Source organism: Candidatus Methylomirabilota bacterium, from assembly GCA_028870115.1.
Lineage (GTDB): Bacteria > Methylomirabilota > Methylomirabilia > Methylomirabilales > Methylomirabilaceae > Methylomirabilis.
This window is the reverse complement of the sequence record JAGWQH010000088.1, coordinates 1-15,960: the sequence shown is the minus strand read 5'-3', so window position 1 is coordinate 15,960 and position 15,960 is coordinate 1. Positions and strand designations below refer to the sequence as shown.

13 protein-coding genes are annotated in these 15,960 nt (G+C 57.8%); 1 reads left to right on the top strand and 12 read right to left on the bottom strand.

Annotation, left to right across the window (positions count from 1 at the left end):
* The 12 genes from KGL31_10035 to KGL31_09980 form a co-directional block, all read right to left on the bottom strand.
* Positions 1–1,002: extracellular solute-binding protein (locus KGL31_10035; GenBank protein ID MDE2322237.1), on the bottom strand; the 1,002-nt coding region annotated here is incomplete at its 3' end.
* Positions 1,003–1,166: 164 nt separating this feature from the next.
* Complete coding sequence (locus tag KGL31_10030) at positions 1,167–2,111, bottom strand: DUF1259 domain-containing protein (GenBank protein ID MDE2322236.1); 945 nt, start codon at positions 2,109–2,111, stop codon at positions 1,167–1,169.
* 20 nt (positions 2,112–2,131) lie between these two features.
* On the bottom strand, positions 2,132–3,346 hold the full coding sequence (locus tag KGL31_10025) for an MFS transporter (protein MDE2322235.1): 1,215 nt from the start codon (positions 3,344–3,346) through the stop codon (positions 2,132–2,134).
* Between the two features lie 29 nt (positions 3,347–3,375).
* The gene (locus tag KGL31_10020; GenBank protein MDE2322234.1) at positions 3,376–4,089 is read right to left on the bottom strand and encodes a DUF1080 domain-containing protein; all 714 of its coding nucleotides are present in this window, start codon (positions 4,087–4,089) and stop codon (positions 3,376–3,378) included.
* A 180-nt stretch (positions 4,090–4,269) separates the two neighbouring features.
* Positions 4,270–5,466, bottom strand: a complete 1,197-nt coding sequence (locus KGL31_10015; GenBank protein ID MDE2322233.1) for an efflux RND transporter periplasmic adaptor subunit — start codon at positions 5,464–5,466, stop codon at positions 4,270–4,272.
* Between the two features lie 56 nt (positions 5,467–5,522).
* Positions 5,523–8,651 (bottom strand): efflux RND transporter permease subunit, encoded by a 3,129-nt coding sequence (locus tag KGL31_10010; protein ID MDE2322232.1) that lies wholly within the window; start codon positions 8,649–8,651, stop codon positions 5,523–5,525.
* 1 nt (position 8,652) lies between these two features.
* Entirely contained in the window at positions 8,653–10,065 is a 1,413-nt protein-coding gene (locus KGL31_10005) for a TolC family protein (GenBank protein MDE2322231.1), read from the bottom strand.
* Between the two features lie 604 nt (positions 10,066–10,669).
* Positions 10,670–11,848: a chromate efflux transporter gene (gene chrA, locus KGL31_10000; GenBank protein MDE2322230.1), complete on the bottom strand. Its 1,179-nt coding sequence runs from the start codon at positions 11,846–11,848 to the stop codon at positions 10,670–10,672.
* Positions 11,849–11,860: 12 nt separating this feature from the next.
* Entirely contained in the window at positions 11,861–12,886 is a 1,026-nt protein-coding gene (locus KGL31_09995; GenBank protein MDE2322229.1) for a chromate resistance protein, read from the bottom strand.
* A gap of 245 nt (positions 12,887–13,131) precedes the next feature.
* Positions 13,132–13,893: a 3-deoxy-manno-octulosonate cytidylyltransferase gene (gene kdsB, locus KGL31_09990; protein MDE2322228.1), complete on the bottom strand. Its 762-nt coding sequence runs from the start codon at positions 13,891–13,893 to the stop codon at positions 13,132–13,134.
* Between the two features lie 19 nt (positions 13,894–13,912).
* Complete coding sequence (locus KGL31_09985; protein ID MDE2322227.1) at positions 13,913–14,221, bottom strand: antibiotic biosynthesis monooxygenase; 309 nt, start codon at positions 14,219–14,221, stop codon at positions 13,913–13,915.
* 235 nt (positions 14,222–14,456) lie between these two features.
* Positions 14,457–15,482: an adenosine deaminase gene (locus KGL31_09980; protein MDE2322226.1), complete on the bottom strand. Its 1,026-nt coding sequence runs from the start codon at positions 15,480–15,482 to the stop codon at positions 14,457–14,459.
* A gap of 212 nt (positions 15,483–15,694) precedes the next feature.
* Here KGL31_09980 and KGL31_09975 point away from each other — a divergent pair.
* Positions 15,695–15,960: DinB family protein (locus KGL31_09975; GenBank protein ID MDE2322225.1), on the top strand; the 266-nt coding region annotated here is incomplete at its 3' end.

Sequence of the window (15,960 nt, the reverse complement as noted above, 5' to 3'; positions counted from 1 at the left end):
CTGGATTTCCTGCATCTTCTTTGCAACCTCGGCATAATCGACCTTCATCGTCTTGATAGTCTCAATGCGTCTTACGACGGGAGGAGTTTCAACGTCGGGATGCAAGGGGATCTGCGCGCATTCCGCGAACGCCAATTTCCGTTCCGTTTCTCTTGAGAGCAGATAGTCTATCAGCTTTTTAGCATTGTCCGGGTGGGGCGCGCCCTTTATGAATACAACCGCGTTCGGAACGACAAAGCTGCCGACATCTGCCTTTTCCTGATCCGGGAAAATGACTTCTATGGGCTTACCCTGTTTCATACGGCTCGCGCCGTCGTCGCTGTCTACGAGAGCGAAGTCGAATTCGCCGCTTGCCACAAGGTCGGCGCTCTCACCATTGCTCGTCGAAATCCTGATTTGATTACGCTTCATTGCATCCAGGAACGTCTTTGTTTTGTCATCTCCCCACACAATGAAAAGGGCCGCAATTTCTACAGTCGTGGTCCCGAACAACGGATTGGCGATAACTGCCCGTCCTTTCCACCGCGGCTCGGTGTAAGACAGGATCGATCGCGGCTTTTCAGTGAGACTTTTCTTGACCAGCAGTATCCTCGCCCGTGCAGAGAAGCCTGTCCATTGACCTTCCGAATTTTTAAAATTGTCCGGGATTCCCTTCGCGTTCGGCGAAAGGTACTGAGCCGATATACCTCGTTGTCTGAGTATCTCTGCCCGGATCGGCTCGTTCGCCCAATAGACATCCGCCTGGGGATTGTCCTTTTCCGCTAAAAGCCGATTCATGGCACCCGTGCTTTTTGACTCTTCGGTGTCATATACGGCTTTCACCTGTATGCCGGTTTCCTTCTCGAAATCTTTGAGTATCGGTTCCGAGAAAACCTGGTCTTCGCTCACGTAAACGACAACGGTCTGCTGTTTGGTGCATGCGGCTAATCCCGATATGCAAGCGGCCGCAACAAAGAAGGCTGTTATCAATAAAGCGGCTCGCTGTTTTATTGGATCCCTCATTTCAATTGCACCAGCCCTTGCTGATTTCATTTTCTCCAAAGCTGAAATCATCGAACAACGTTACGCTGTGAGCCTTGGGTCAGACGTCGATGGCGCCTGCTTCTTTGAACATGTCGTCTGCAGCTTCGATGGCAACCTTGCCGTGTCAGGACCCCGTTTGCGTCTTATTTTTTTACGCCGGTTTGATCGAGAGCGGCTTTAAGGCCCCTAGCCAAGGTGGAAGCATCTCCGTAAGCCCAGAAATGCATAAAAAACAATCGAGGCTCTTCATCCAGCATGTGATTGTGCAAAGACGCCACTTCTATTCCGTTTTCCCTCAGCGCTTTTATAACCGCGCTCACTTCACCCGCCCGAAGCATGAAATCTCCGTTGATTGCTGCCTTATCACCGTCTATTTGAAAATTCAATGGGATGTTCATTCCCATGTTGCCAGGGATCTTGGCACCTTTCCTTTTTACATGTATATCCTTACGGGGCACATTGACGTTTAGTACGCCATCTTTCATGGTCCCTTGGTAGCCCAAGACTTCCTCGATTTTTTTGGCCACATCCGGTTTCGTTGCAGTACTGGCCGGTAAGGATTTGAGGGGTGTGCCCGTAATGGCCAGGGCTTCCTTGAGGCCCTTTGCCATATCCACTTCATTTCCGTCTCCCATGAAGTGCACATAGAAAATCCTGGGGGTCTCATATATCAGGTGGTTGTGAAGAGCGACGATGTCGATTCCATATTCCATTAACTTACTGATGACCGGATTCGTTTCGCGTTCCAGGAGAACAAGATCTCCGTATGTCATTGCTGAATCGCCTGACTTTATAAACCCTGCCCAATTCGTCAATGCAAAGCCGGGCTTGATAGGAATCTTGCCTACTTTCACATGCAGATCGAAACGGGGAAAGGAAACTTTATATGTTCCATCCATTGTTTCCCCTTTTTTGCCAAACGCCTTCGCGATACCATCCTGATCAAGACCCGGGCGGTTTGTTTCAGCACCTGTTAAAGCACCTGCGCCATCGACCTCCCGCGCCAAGCCGGGCGTCAGATCCCATACCAGCGCGACGACCAGAAAGACACCCATCGTCACAATGCGGAGCATATCGTCTCTCTTCATGTCTAACCTCCTTCTTACGTTTACGGGTACTGTTGCTCCATTCCTGCTCCTGCCTGTACAGCTTGAGGGTCCCTGACCAGGACGGCGAAGATCACGGCGGCTGCCGCCATCAGCGAAGCGATCACGGCGAAAGCCGAAAGGTAATTCATGGAGGCGATGAGCAAACCGGCCAGGATTGGTCCTGAGGCTTCGCCCGTATCCCAGATGGTGCCGAAGACCCCCATCGCCGATCCCATCTGTTGGTCTTTGACCAGGTCCGCCACCAATGCGGTGGTCGAAGGTGTGACGATAGCCACTCCAAGGCCGAACAGAGCCGACACCGGAAAGAGGAGCCACAGAGAGGCGAGGGCAGGGATGGCCGGCAGCGTGGCGGCACACAGAAGCAGACCGGCCAAGATCATGGGTTTTCGGCCGAGGCGGTCGGAGAGCCGCCCAGAGAGCGGCTTGGCGAACATCGTTGCGGCAAGCTGGACCCCCATCACGAGGGCGATCTGGGCATCGTTGAGCCTGATCCCCTTGGCGTAAGTGGGGAAAAAACCCAGGAAAGCGCCATATCCTACATGCATGGCGGCTTCTAACAGCGAGGCGATCACCACGGCCCGGCTTCCCAGGACTTCTCTGATTCCGCTCCAGAACTGCTGGGAGCGCTCACCGAGGGTTCTGCCCGCGCGACGAGGCATCTCATCATCTGGTAGGCGCAGGATCAACAGGAGCGGACACAGGCCGAGGACCCCGACCGTGAGGTAGGTCATCGGGTAACTGGATGTGTAGAACAGCAGCAACCCCCCGATGAGGGGGCCCAGGGTAGAACCGATGTCGCCTGCCGCGGCAAACCAGCCGAGTTTCTCCCCCCGTGCTTCTTTTGAGAGGTCGGCCACGAAGGCTGAGGCTACAGGGGAGAAGACGGCGGTGGCGAACCCATGGAGGAAACGGAGCGCCAGGAGCGTACCGGGAGAGTGGGCGAACGGGTAGAGGAAAGGCGGCGCAGCGAAGAATAGACATCCCAGGAGCATCATTCGCCTGCGTCCGAGTACGTCCGATAGGGCCCCGGCCGGAAGCTTGATGAAGATCCCCGTAATGGTTGACGCGGCCACGATCAGGCCGATCAGCTCGGGCGCAGCGCCGAGGTCCTGGGCAAAGCGAGGCAGGACCGGGCTCCTGGCCATCTGATAGCTGAGCTTGGCCAGCAGACCTACGGCGCAGAGCTGGATAAAGGGAGTCCACATCCTGACCATTGGAGCGCCTTACTAAGCTCGGATGAAGGCTACTTGATTGGCCTGACCCGCAGGTCATCGAAATACGTGACCGCATCGGACTTCGTCCATAAGCCGATCTTCCCATGTCTGAACGTCGGATCGCGGACCGTAAGGTACTTTTTGCCATCGTAGAAGCACTCCATCTGATCGCCCTGAGCCACGATCCGCATGGAGTGCCAGACCTCGCTCGTCACCTTGAAATAGGAGCTCGCCAACTGTCGTCTCACACCCCGGACGACCCTGTATATCCTGAAGTTATCTTCCAGTGGGTTGGCCCGGGCGATGTAGTAGTTGTCCGGGTCCTGGTAGCGCCAGATCAGCCCTCCTCCTCGGTCTTCCGAGCCTTCGACCGCCTTGAACCTTACTTCAAGCTCCAGGTCCTGATAGTCGCTATCCTCAATGACGGCTAAGTTGAAGCGCTCGCCGGAGTTCGTCTGCGAGCGCTGGGCCAAAACGTTTGGTGGGCTTGCCGCTGTAAGATCAGCCAATACTTCCCACTTGGGCAGCGTGCCGCTCCCGGTCTGCCGCACTGAAACTCCTGAAGGGAGCTGATCAACCGGCGCCTGATCGAAGTTCCACGTTCGCCACTCGCCAGCCGGGGTCACCGCGATGGGCGGGCTGGGGACGCTCTGCTCACTCTTCCCACAGGCCCCGCTGAGAAATCCGATCAGCACAACGGTAATCCAGCAAAGACCCCATGGATACCAGATCTTTCGTTTCATTATTTCCTCACAAAGCTACCTCTAACCGCACCCTCTTCAGTCATGGGCGAGCTTCATGCTTTTTCCTCAAGGCTTCGCTGCGGATCGCGGCGGAGCGTCCCGCTGCTTGCGATGCTGGCGTAGATCACGACCCATTTAGGCCGGGGTTCCCTCAGTCACAGGTCCCCTCGCGCCGAGCCCTTAACGACCCGTGGAAGACTGCTGGGCAACAACGCGCGTCCCTGGACGAAGCTCGTCTGTGCCACGGAGCACCACCTGGTCACCTTGCGCAAGAGGTCCGAACACTTCAATAAGATCGCCCATTGCTGTACCGCGCCGCACGTCTACCCACTCCACCACCCCGTCGCGAATTCGAACGACAAACATTCGCTCGGTTGTGGTGACGACGGCGGATGGCAGAACAAACAAGGTTGGCTGCGGCCGCCGTACCGGCCAGACAACATCCGCGAACATGCCGGGCGCCAATTGACCAGCCCGGTTCGCCACGTCCAATTCAACAGGCATCGTTCGCGACCGTTCGTCTAGTGAGTGCCCGATCCGCTCAACGACGCCGTTAAAGGTCTCGCCCGGAAATGCTGGTACAGTGAAATTCACCTGGGTGCCGAGGGCGGTGCCGGCCAGATCACTCTCTGGCACTGGAATGACCAGACGCATGCGCCCAACCTGTTGAATCCGCAGCATCGGTTGAGCCGCAGGGGTCCCGGAGGGCCCGACGAGGCTGCCCTGATGAGCATTCCGCTCTGTGATGATGCCGTCAAATGGTGCAGTGATCTTGAGATAGGACCCGATATCCTGGACTGAACGAGCTACCTCCCGAGCGGCCTGCTCATTCTCTCTCCAGAGTTGAACGCGCGCCTGATTCGCCTCCACTGTTTTCTGGGCGACCTCAACATCGTTTCCAGCCACCACTCCAGGCGTGGCTGAGGCCGCTTTCAGCCGTCTATAGGTCGCCTCATCGGCGGCCAGCTTGGCCTCTGCCTCCAGTCGCTCCGACTGAACGGCCCGGATCTTGGCCTCCGCCTCACTGAGCTGCGCCACCATTTCTGGCGCGCTCAAGCGGGCGAGTAGTTGACCTTGTCTGACCGCAGAGCCCCGATCTACGCCGATCCATTCTACGAACCCCTGCACCCTGGGATAGAGCGCCACATCCTGATAGGCAGAGAGATCCCCGTGGAGCAGAATCTGCCGATCTAACCGCTGCGAGACGACCGGGGTGACCAGGACGGTCGGGATCTGCGGCGACGGCTCGGCCCCGGCTCGAACACCCTGCCTCTGCGCTTTCTCTCCGCTGTTCCACACCAGACGCCAGGAGGCGACCGCGGTGGTCGCGACGGCGAGGCTCAGAGCCAGGACGAGCTGCCTTCGGGTTATCTGCATTTCCTCTAACCCCCAAGTTTATATTAGGAGGAGAGCTTCGCTCCGCCCCCTACCATTCACCTGTCCACATCATCGGGATGCAGTGAGGCTACCGTTCGACTGGCCCGGCGCTGCACTGTCGCAAAGACTAGCGGAAGGATCACGAGCACCGCAAGTGTGGAGGCGACAAGCCCGCCTATGACCGCCCGACCCAGAGGAGCCGTCTGCTCTCCGCCTTCGCCAAGCGCCAGCGCCATCGGGATCATACCCGCAATCATCGCCATGCTGGTCATCAGGATCGGTCGGAGTCTACTCCTGCCGCCTTCTTTCGCTGCTACGTCTGCAGGCTGACCTTCACATCGGTAGTGCTCAGCAAATGTGACCAGTAGGATCGCGTTGGCAACCGAGACACCGATCGACATGATGGCCCCCATGAACGATTGCACATTCAGCGTGGTACCCGTGATCCACAAGGCGATCAGGACACCCAGGATGACCGATGGAGCCGTCGAGAGCACAACGAAGGCCAGGCGCATCGACTGGAAATTGCCCGTCAGGAGCAGAAAGATCACCACGATGGCAAGCGCCAGCCCCGTCTCCAAGCCGAAAAGTGTCTGCTGCATCGGGGGAACCTGGCCGCGTAGAGCGACGACCACCCCGCGAGGCGGATCGCCAGCCCGACGGATGGCCGCAGCCACTTCGCTGGCAGCACTTCCCAGATCCGTCCCTGCGGTGTTGGCGGTGATGGTGATCATCCGCTGTTGGTTGTAACGATCGTATTCGCCGGGCATGGTCCCATAGCTGATCTGTGCGACATCCCTCACGAGCGGACCTGCTGCGCCATTGGACATGACGGGCACACTTTCGAGGTCTCCGATGGACCGGATCCGCGACTGAGGGATCTCGACCTGCACCTGGTATGCAACCCCGCTCGTCGGATCACGCCAATAGTTCGGCTGGATGTAACGGCTGGAGGAGGTGGCCGCCGCCAGGGATCGTCCGACCTGCTCGACCGTGACGCCAAGCCACCCTGCATGCTCGCGGTCCACCGTGAGGTCAACGGTCGGGTAGTCAAGTGGTTGGCCAAACTGGAGATCTCGAAGCGAAGATACCTGCTTCACCTCTGCCATCACCCTCTCGGCGAACGTCCGGTTCGCGGCGAGGTTTGGGCCGTTAATGGCAATCTCAATCGGTGTCGGTGCGCCAAAGTTCATGATCTGACTCACGATGTCGCCAGCCTCAAAGGAGATCGTCGTGCCAGGGAGGAGGGCCGGCAGCTTTTGACGCAGCCGCTCTCTGAACTCATCGAGACGAATGTGCGAGTTTCGCCGCAAGGCAACCGACAGGACAGCCTCGTGCGGTCCACTCGTCCAGAGATAGATGGTGTTGATGGGATAGTTTGGTGGCTGCGTGCCCACAAACCCAAGGGTGATAGCGACATTGTCCGGACCGGCCTCGGTTCGGATGGCGTCTAACGCCTTGAGCGCAATCTCCTCGGTTCGCTCGACGCGCGTCCCCGTCGTGGCCCGGAGCCGAAGCTGAAACTGCCCAGTATCGACAGCCGGGAAGATGTCGGTCCCGAGTTGCCGACCGATCAGAAAGATACCAACAACGGCGATTACGGCATAGGAGGCCAAAACCGGCCATCGTCGGCGCCATACACGCTCCAGAAACCGTTCATATGCCTTCTGCACCGTGTGGAAAAACGATTGAGTGTGACCTTCCATACGCTGTCCGCGCAACAGCCATGTCGAGAGCACCGGCACAAGGGTGTTGGAGAGGAGATACGACGCCAGCATGGCAAAGCCGACGGCCAGTGATAGCGGCACAAACAGCGCGCGCGACACGCCGACCATGAAAAAGGAGGGCACAAACACCGCAATGATCGACACCATCGCCAGCAGCCGAGGCGTAAGTGTCTCTCGACCCGCTTCGATCACAGCATGGGCACAGGCCTCCCCTCGCGCGAGATGCGTGTGGATATTCTCAATGGCAACGGTCGCCTCATCAACGAGGATGCCGATGGCCAGCGCGAGGCCGCCGAGGGTCATGATATTCACCGTTTGTCCTGTAAGCCAGAGCCCCACCAACGCCGCGAGGAGCGCGAACGGGATGGTCGTAACGACGACCGAGGCGCTTCGCAGATCCCTGAGGAAGAGAAAGACCATCAACCCGGTCAGGATCGCCCCAAGTGCTCCTTCAGTCACGAGCCCTCTTATGGCATTCTTCACGTAAGTTGATTGGTCGAACTCGAAGCTGACCTTAATGTCGTCCGGGAGCATGGCCTGCATTCGCGACAGTGCCGACTTCACCCGGTTCACCACGTCCAGTGTAGAGGCATCGGCCCGCTTGGTGACGGGGATGTAGACAGTCCGGCGCCCATTGACAAGCGCATACCCGGTCAGGATATCGGTGCTGTTCTCGACGATCCCGATGTCCCGTATGAAGACGGGTGACCCGGCGCCCGTTCTGATCGGCACGTTCCCCAGCTCCTGTATGCTAGACACGACTGAGTTCAGCGGCGCCAGACGATTGAGGTCGCCCGTTCTGACATTGCCCGCAGGGAGGATGGTGTTACCCGCCGCCAGGGCCTTGACCACCTCCTCTGGCGACATGTGATAGCCGCGGAGCTGATCAGGATCGACTCGAATCACCACCGTCCGCTGACTGGCGCCGAATGGAGGCGGGGCAGAGACCCCCGGCAATGTGGCGAACATCGGCCTCACCCGGAAGAGGGCCAGATCTTGAATCTCACCGACACTCCGCGTCCCGCTGGAAAAGACCAGTTGGCCTACCGGTACGCTGCCAGCATCGAAGCGCACGACGAAGGGCGCAACAGTCCCGGGGGGCATAAAGGCGCGCGAGCGCTCCACGTAAGAAACAGTCTGCGCCAGGGCCTGGCTCATATCGGTCCCGGGATGAAAATAGAGCTTGATAAGGCCAACGTTTTGGATCGATTTCGATTCCACATGCTCGATGCCGGTGATGTAGAGGAAGTGGTACTCATAGTAGGAGACCAGGTACCCCTCCATTTGGGCCGGATCCATCCCGCCATATGGCTGCGCCACATAGATAACCGGGAGATTGAGATTGGGAAAGATATCCACCGGCATCCGCGTGAGCGCGAGGATCGAGGACAAAGCAATGCTGATGACCGCAACCAGAATTGTAATCGGACGCCGCATCGCGGCATTGATGAGCCACATATTACCTTCCCCCGTTTGCCGGCAACTTCAACTGCTGCAAAAAAGGCTGGAGATCGCCCTGAACCTTCGCGGTGATCAGCATCGCCCGCCACACACCAATTCTGGCGATGGCATCATCGGCCTCGGCTTGCGCGAGCAATCGCTCGGCTTCAGCAACCTCGATGATCGTCGCCAGGCCAAACTTGTATCGTTCCCGCGCTTGCGTTTCTGTCTCTGTAGCTGCATGGAGTTGAATCGGCGTTGTGTCCGCCCTGCGCTTCGCGCCCTCAATCAGAGCCTGAGCCCGCGCATTCTCAGCCTTGAGATTCTGGAGTGTCTGGTCGTATCGCGCCTGCTCGGCGGCTTCATTGCCTGCCTCGATCTGGCGGCGCGCACGGATCGCGAAGATGTCGAAAACCGGAAAGGTGATGGACACGCCTACAGCCCAGTTGGATGTGTCCGGCAGCAGGCCTTTACCTCCCCCTTCGAGTTCGCCGTTTAGGAGAGCCCCGGTTCCCCGACCAAAGAGGGCTGCCTGTAGGTTGACTCGCGGAAAGTAGGAGCGATCTAATGCAAGCTCGCGAGCGCGCACCGCTTCCACTATGGCTGCTTGCGCCAGCGCAAGTGGATGAGATTTGAATTTCGTGGCAGGAAGAGCCGGTGGCGGAGGAAGTTCGAGCAGCAGGCCAGGATCAATTGTAACGGAGGTGCCTGCAACGCCAAGGGCCTCGGCAAGCGTGGCGCGATTAGTCTCGGCAGTTTGCTGCGCCTGGATGAGTTGAATCTGTGCCGCTGCCAGCTCAGTGTTTGCGCGCGATGCATCCGCTCCAGGGCGGAGCTGGTTCTCTACCAACACATGAACCGCGTCGTGGAACGTCTGCATCCGCCTCACGTTGGCTTGTGCCGCACGAACAGTTTGCTCCGCAGCCAGTACCGCGAGGAAGGCGTCGGCTGCCGATGTGGCCACGTCGAGGCGGGTCACGCCCACCCCTGCACCAGCCTGTTCCGTCACAGCGTGCGCAGTCTCAACGTTGGCTCTTCGGAGGCCGAAATCGAATGGCTCCCACGCAACAAGTAACCCTCCGGCGCTCCCCCAGGCGCTCGCGGTGGATTTTGTTCCCAGTACAGGCCCGGAGATCTGTGGTATGACCGATTGTGGCAGCAACAGGCCGAAGATATTATTTCTGGTTGCCCGGTTCTCTTGCCACAGCAGATCCGCTCGAGGCAGATACGCCGTACGGGCCAGATCAATGCCTGCGCTAGCGGCTGCCACCTGCGCCTGGGAAGCGCGGATGGCCGGGTAGTTGTGCAACGCCAGATCAACAGCTACGTCCAGCGTCAGCGGCGGCTTCAAGGCCTCTTGCGCAAACACAACAGCGGGGTGCGCCAGCGCCAAAAACCAGATATACAACCAACGCTGTATAAACTTCTTCATGGGCATACTCCCTTGAGGCCGACAACGCGCAGCCCGAAGTCCACCTGTTCAGAAAGCCGCTTTTTCGGACCTTTTCTGGCCAACTCAGTCCTTTGTGACAGCATGAGCACTAGGCATCCAGTCAAGGTCACCGTCTAGGGGACCAACACTCGTAAAACTATATGTTATTACTGTCGCCTTGTCGCATGGCTTCAGATTAGCCAGAGCCCTGCTGGCCCGCTCTTCGACCCGGAAGGTTATAGGCCCTCACTTATCTTTATATCGTCAGGATACTCCTGGTGGGGTTCACCGAGATCACCTCACCCATGATCGTTGGGTGCCTCGCAAAAGCTACTCCGACAAAGGAGAGGGTTACTAGGGTGGCGACAAGGGGTACTACTTTTTTCTGCATGGAAAATCAGCTCCTTCCATCTAAACTATTCAACCCACACATTGCAGTTATAAAAGCATCGTTTTGTCCGTAATCTTTTGGTGCCGGGGGTTACCACACCACGCATCCGAAGAAGCAACCCTAGTGGCCAGCGTCACTGCAGCTCTATTTTTCATCACAGTAACATCCGTAAATATCTGCGCATTGGGGTAGAGTTCCGCGTGATGGTCCTCCCTACTTGACAAAGATCCATGTCGGCTTCAGGAGCGGGAAGGCGATCAGTCCGATGACTGCCGTTATCGCAACCAGCACGGGATTACTGACTTTCCAGCGGGTCAGGGCCATCAGGCTCAGCATCGCCACCAATCCTGTGAGCCAGTCGCCGATAGCGATCTTCCCGAGCAGGATGCATGCCCCCAGGATCGTCCCGATGGCGGCTGCATACGCTCCCTTGACGAAGCCCTGGACGTTTCGATTAGTACGGTGACGGATCAGGGCGGGGGCCACAATGAGGACCAGCAGAAAGGATGGGAGAAATATCCCTATGGTGGAGACAACGGAACCCCAGAAGCCGGCGACAAGGTATCCCACGAAAGTGGCCGTGATGACCACCGGCCCCGGACTGAGCATTCCCATGGCCACCGCGACCAGGAACTGTCGTTCGTCGAGCCAGCCGGTCTGCTGGACCAGCCCTTTCTCCAGGAACGGTACGATGACGAGACCGCTCCCGAACGTCAAGGACCCCGCTTTCAGGAAGAACAGCAACAGTTTTCCCAGCATTTCGCTTGACCAGCCCTTGGAGGCTCCGACAACAAGCGGCAGCGCCACCATGAAAGGCAAAGACGGCAAGCGGTTTAGTTGGCGCCTGGTCCCGTAGTAAAGGATCCCAAGCAGACCCGAAACAATGAAGAGCAGGGCCACTTCGGCTTGAAGAGCCACCGTGACCACCAGACATGCAGCAGCGATGATCCATTGGACCGGGTCTTCCATCCCCAGCCGGGCCAGCCGGTAGCAGGAGTGCAGGATAAGAGCGATTACGGCAGGGCTCACGCCATAGAAGATCGCGCGTATGGGGGGTAAGTCGCCGAAATGGACATACAAGGCGCCCAACGTGGCAACAATCACGAAGTTGGGCAGGATGAACGCCCAACCGCCGGCCCAGGCACCCCAGAATCCGCCTCGCAGATACGAGATGAAGATCCCTACCTGGATGGCCAGCGGTCCCGGAAGGGACTGGCAGACGGCGATCCCTTCACGAAGCTCGTCCTTTGTTACCCACCTCCGCTCTTCGACCAGTTCTTTTTCCATCTGTCCGCAAAGGGCAACAGGTCCCCCAAACCCAAGCGCGCCCAGGCGCAGGTAATAGCTGACGAGGTCTCGGATCCGAACGCTACAAGCGGTGTTGCGCTCCATACCTCTTCAACCTCACGTCTTGACCCGTTTGCTCGTTGGACCTGTGCGGCGCGAACGCTCTTGCCCGCTGAAGCGTGCATAGAGGGCGTCAAAGAGACGAAGCCCCTCGGCCAGCAGCGACTGATCGTCGGCGATTGTAGCTGCGAACCCCTTGAGGACGGCGTCTATCCCCTTGGCTTCATCCCGCTCGAATTTGGCATCCTTCAGATCGGTGTCGTGAACGATCTCAGCTACAATGCGCAAGGCCCTGTCCTTCAGGCCGAAGCGTTTGAGCAGGGTCTCGAAGGTGCAATCCTCGCCTTGGTGGCCGAACTCGACTCCCGGATAGTCAAATGGGATTGAGCCTTTGACCTTCTCCGGCGGGTTGGCAAACGCGAACGTAGCCTCTGGGTCGATGAAGCGGCGGATCATCCAGGCTGACGCCATCCGATCCACATGCGGCCGAGGGCGTGTGACCCAGGTCATGCCCCGAAATGACCCTGCCTTCAGCACCGTGGACTTCCCCGTGGTCGTACTCTGCCTCCTCCCTAACAGTTCCCGGAGTATGGCGCGGCAGCGCTTGAGGACGCCATCGGCCTCCTGCCGGTTGGGGGCACGGAAATAGTCGATCTCCCGTAGCTCCGCTAACTGTTTCTCCAGACTCTTCAGCTCATCCGCCAGCGCTACCCCCCCCCGGGCGGCGTTCCCCCGAGGCAGGGCGTGCAGACGGTCGAGCCACGCCTCTCCGGCCTTTATCAGTCCCGCGTAGTCCTCGTTGCGAGCGCGCCGGAACAGCTCCGCCACCTCGTTGTCAGCGAGATTCTCGATCTGCTCCACCTTGAGGAGGGTCGCTTCCCCCTCAGCCCGTTGGATCGCCTGACAGAGCCACTGGGCGATCTCGTATCGTTCCTCGCCGAAGGGAAGAAGATAGGCGGAGTTCCTGAAGGAGACCGCCCCTAGCTTCTTGAGCTTCCGCCAGATCCTCACCCGGCTGCTGCCCGCCTCAGGTGGAAGGGTGTAGATCAGCACCAGCCATTTGTATCGCGCTGCTTGCATCATGGCCTCTGGAGCGATAATGTAATAATCGTTACATTATAATATACTAATGCATTACAATTTCCGTCAAGGGGAAATTCGGATGGTGAGTGGCGCAAAGGGCTCGTCCGCATGGCCAACGGTCAGTTAGCCCTAGTGCCCTACAACAGACCCGCTATGCGGTATTCGACGAGCAGTGGGGAAGAAGCGCACTTATCGCGGTGAGGGGTACGTCGCGAGAAAGGTAAGCAATCCGGTGTGGTGAATATTCAGGCGTGCGCCGAGGACTCAAGCTCCTGAAAATACCGCTCGACGCGAGCGAGATCGTCTTCGGTGTCCACCCCGATAGTGTCATACGGGGTCTCGATGACATAGATCGGTATGCCATGCTCCAGGAACCGGAGTTGCTCGAGCTTTTCAGCCTGTTCCAGCCGCGATGGCGGAAGCCGGTGAAATCGATCTAATGCCGATCGTGTATACGCGTAGAGGCCGAGGTGTTTGAAGTAGCGAGTCTCAGGAACCTGGTCCCGGTTATAGGGGATGGCGTAGCGGGAGAAATAGAGCGCTTTACCGTCCATGTCCGTCACGACCTTGACGCAGTTGGGGTTGTGCGCCTCATCCGCCGTGATAGAGGTTTTCAGCGTACTGACCTGGGCCGAGGGATCTTCCAAGAACGGCTGCAGAAGAGCCTCCAGGTGTGCCGGCCTGATCATCGGCTCATCACCCTGGATGTTGACATAGATATCGGCCGGCGACGACTGCATGACCTCATGGATCCTGTCGGTCCCGGACGTATGGCAGCTTGAGGTCATACGGACCTTCATCTGATGCTCGACGCAGTAGTCATGCACCTCTCTCGAATCGGTCGCCACCACGAGGTCGTCCAGCAACCTACATTGGCTCGCGCGTGTAAAGACGTGGTACAGCATGGGTCGGCCACAGATCGCCCGGAGAACTTTACCATGCAGCCTCGTCGAATCAAGCCGTGCAGGAATGACTCCGACGATCGTTCTCTTTGCGTGATACTGCATCGAGTCGCGGATGCTATCCCTACGGCTTTTTCTCGGATACCAGGATGACCTCGTGCATCTCGAGCATGCTCCGGCCCGCGAACATCTCCTTGGGCGCCGGGTTGGCATGGGCCTGCCTGAACGAGTCACTTTGGGTCCAGGCCTCGAACGCCGCCTGGCTCTCCCAATAGGTTATGACGACGTAATAATCGCCCACGATAGGCCGAAGGATCTCGTTCCGGATGAATCCCGGCATCCGGTCAACCGCGCCAAGGCGTTGCTCGAACCGCTTCTCAAACTCTCGCTCGTAGCCCTTAGTAATCGGTACCCTGTTGGCAGTAACAATCATGGTGCCCTCCCATTCACGACAATTTGCCTTCGTTAGATCGGATGATCAGCATCATAACTGTCTGAATGCAAGTCGTCAACGACTCGTCATTGCGAGCGACCGAAGGGAGCGCGGCAATCTTACCGTCGTCGTCCTGAAGAACTGTGAGATTGCTTCGGCTTCGCCTCGCAATGACACAGGAGACGTTCGAAACAATGACAAATAGATACAAGGGTAGGACCGTGGATACAGAAGCTTAACCGGAATGCGCTTGCATGCAACGGTCAAGTTCGTCAATAAGGGACCGTTTCTCATTAGCGCTCAAAAAGCTCGCCTCGAATGCATTTCTGGCGAGCGTGTAGATATCACGCTGGCTAAGCCCGAGCGCCCGTTGTGAAGCCAGAAGATTCTCGGTGATATAGCCGCCGAAGTAGGCGGGATCGTCGGAATTAACGGTGACGCACAGCCCCAGATCAAGCAGCTTTTTGAGATTATGGTCTTCCAACGACTTAAAGACACAGAGCTTCACATTCGAGATGGGACATACGGTGAGAGGAATCCTTTCCCTGGCCAGTCGCTGGACAAGTACCGGATCTTCAAGGCACCGGACGCCATGGTCTATCCGCGACACGTTGAGCAGATCGAGCGCCTGCCGGATATAGTCCGGAGGACCCTCTTCCCCTGCATGGGCCACGGTGAGATACCCTTCCACCCTGGCCCGCGCAAACACCTCGACGAACTTGTTGGGAGGATAGTTCTGTTCTGACGAGTCTAATCCGACAGCCACAATCCAGTCCTTGAAAGAGAGAGACACCTCGAGTGTCTGCATAGCCGCTTTCGCGCTCAGGTGGCGGAGGAAGCACATAATCAGCTTTGATGAGATTCCGAATCTCGGAACAGCCTCTTCGAGGGCGCGATGGATGCCCCTGATAACCGTTTCAAATGGCACGCCCCGATCAGTGTGGGCCTGGGGATCAAAGAAGATTTCCGCGTGTCGAACATTCTGTTGCACGGCGCGTTCAAGATAGGCCCACGTCAAATCAAAGAAATCCTGCTCGGAAAGAAGTGAGCGGGTTCCTTCGTAATAGATGTCCAGGAACGACTGGAGGTTGTGGAAGTTATAGGCCTCGCGCAGCTCTTCTACCGTCCGGAATCGAAGGGCGATCCGATTACGCCTGGCCATCTCGCACAGCAGTTCAGGCTCCAGCGTGCCCTCAATGTGCACATGCAACTCTGCCTTCGGAAGATCGCGAATGAACTGTTCCAGGTCGTGTGCGGTCATGGTGTCGGCCTTCCTCACGTGCCAGGCGTTCGTTATGTAACGGCGCTTACCGAAAGGATACACTACCTGTCGCCTGCATCCAAACCTTTCGGACTCTTATACCGTTCAACGAACACTTGCCCCCTCTTGAAGGTAGGCTTATAATTCGCGGCAAGCGTAGCCTTCCGCGCGCGGGGGGTACCGCGCCTTTGCTGAAAACTGAGGAGGACCGGATGCCGACGATCGTTGCTGCTGCTGAGCTTGCGCGTATGGTCACTGATGCCCACGAGCGGACCATCGCACTTGTACACGATCTGGCGGATACGCAACTGGTTGTTCCCCAAACGGAGATCGTCAATCCGTTCCTTTGGGAGCTTGGGCATGCGGCCTTTTTTTATGATGTCTTTCTCCTGCGCGCCCTCGGCTCCAGCACGTTCCTTCTGGAAGGGGCAGAGAATTTCTACGACTCGTTCAAGGTAGACCACTGTGACCGCTGGGG

Bases quoted from the DNA above. Each gene is read 5' to 3' on its own strand.
- KGL31_10010 (MDE2322232.1), bottom strand. From the start codon at position 8,651: ATGTGGCTCATCAATGCCGCGATGCGGCGTCCGATTACAATTCTGGTT.
- KGL31_09985 (MDE2322227.1), bottom strand. From the start codon at position 14,221: ATGATTGTTACTGCCAACAGGGTACCGATTACTAAGGGCTACGAGCGA.
- KGL31_10030 (MDE2322236.1), bottom strand. From the start codon at position 2,111: ATGAAGAGAGACGATATGCTCCGCATTGTGACGATGGGTGTCTTTCTG.
- KGL31_10020 (MDE2322234.1), bottom strand. From the start codon at position 4,089: ATGAAACGAAAGATCTGGTATCCATGGGGTCTTTGCTGGATTACCGTT.
- chrA (MDE2322230.1), bottom strand. From the start codon at position 11,848: ATGGAGCGCAACACCGCTTGTAGCGTTCGGATCCGAGACCTCGTCAGC.
- kdsB (MDE2322228.1), bottom strand. From the start codon at position 13,893: ATGCAGTATCACGCAAAGAGAACGATCGTCGGAGTCATTCCTGCACGG.
- KGL31_09995 (MDE2322229.1), bottom strand. From the start codon at position 12,886: ATGATGCAAGCAGCGCGATACAAATGGCTGGTGCTGATCTACACCCTT.
- KGL31_09980 (MDE2322226.1), bottom strand. From the start codon at position 15,482: ATGACCGCACACGACCTGGAACAGTTCATTCGCGATCTTCCGAAGGCA.
- KGL31_10015 (MDE2322233.1), bottom strand. From the start codon at position 5,466: ATGCAGATAACCCGAAGGCAGCTCGTCCTGGCTCTGAGCCTCGCCGTC.
- KGL31_10025 (MDE2322235.1), bottom strand. From the start codon at position 3,346: ATGGTCAGGATGTGGACTCCCTTTATCCAGCTCTGCGCCGTAGGTCTG.
- KGL31_10005 (MDE2322231.1), bottom strand. From the start codon at position 10,065: ATGAAGAAGTTTATACAGCGTTGGTTGTATATCTGGTTTTTGGCGCTG.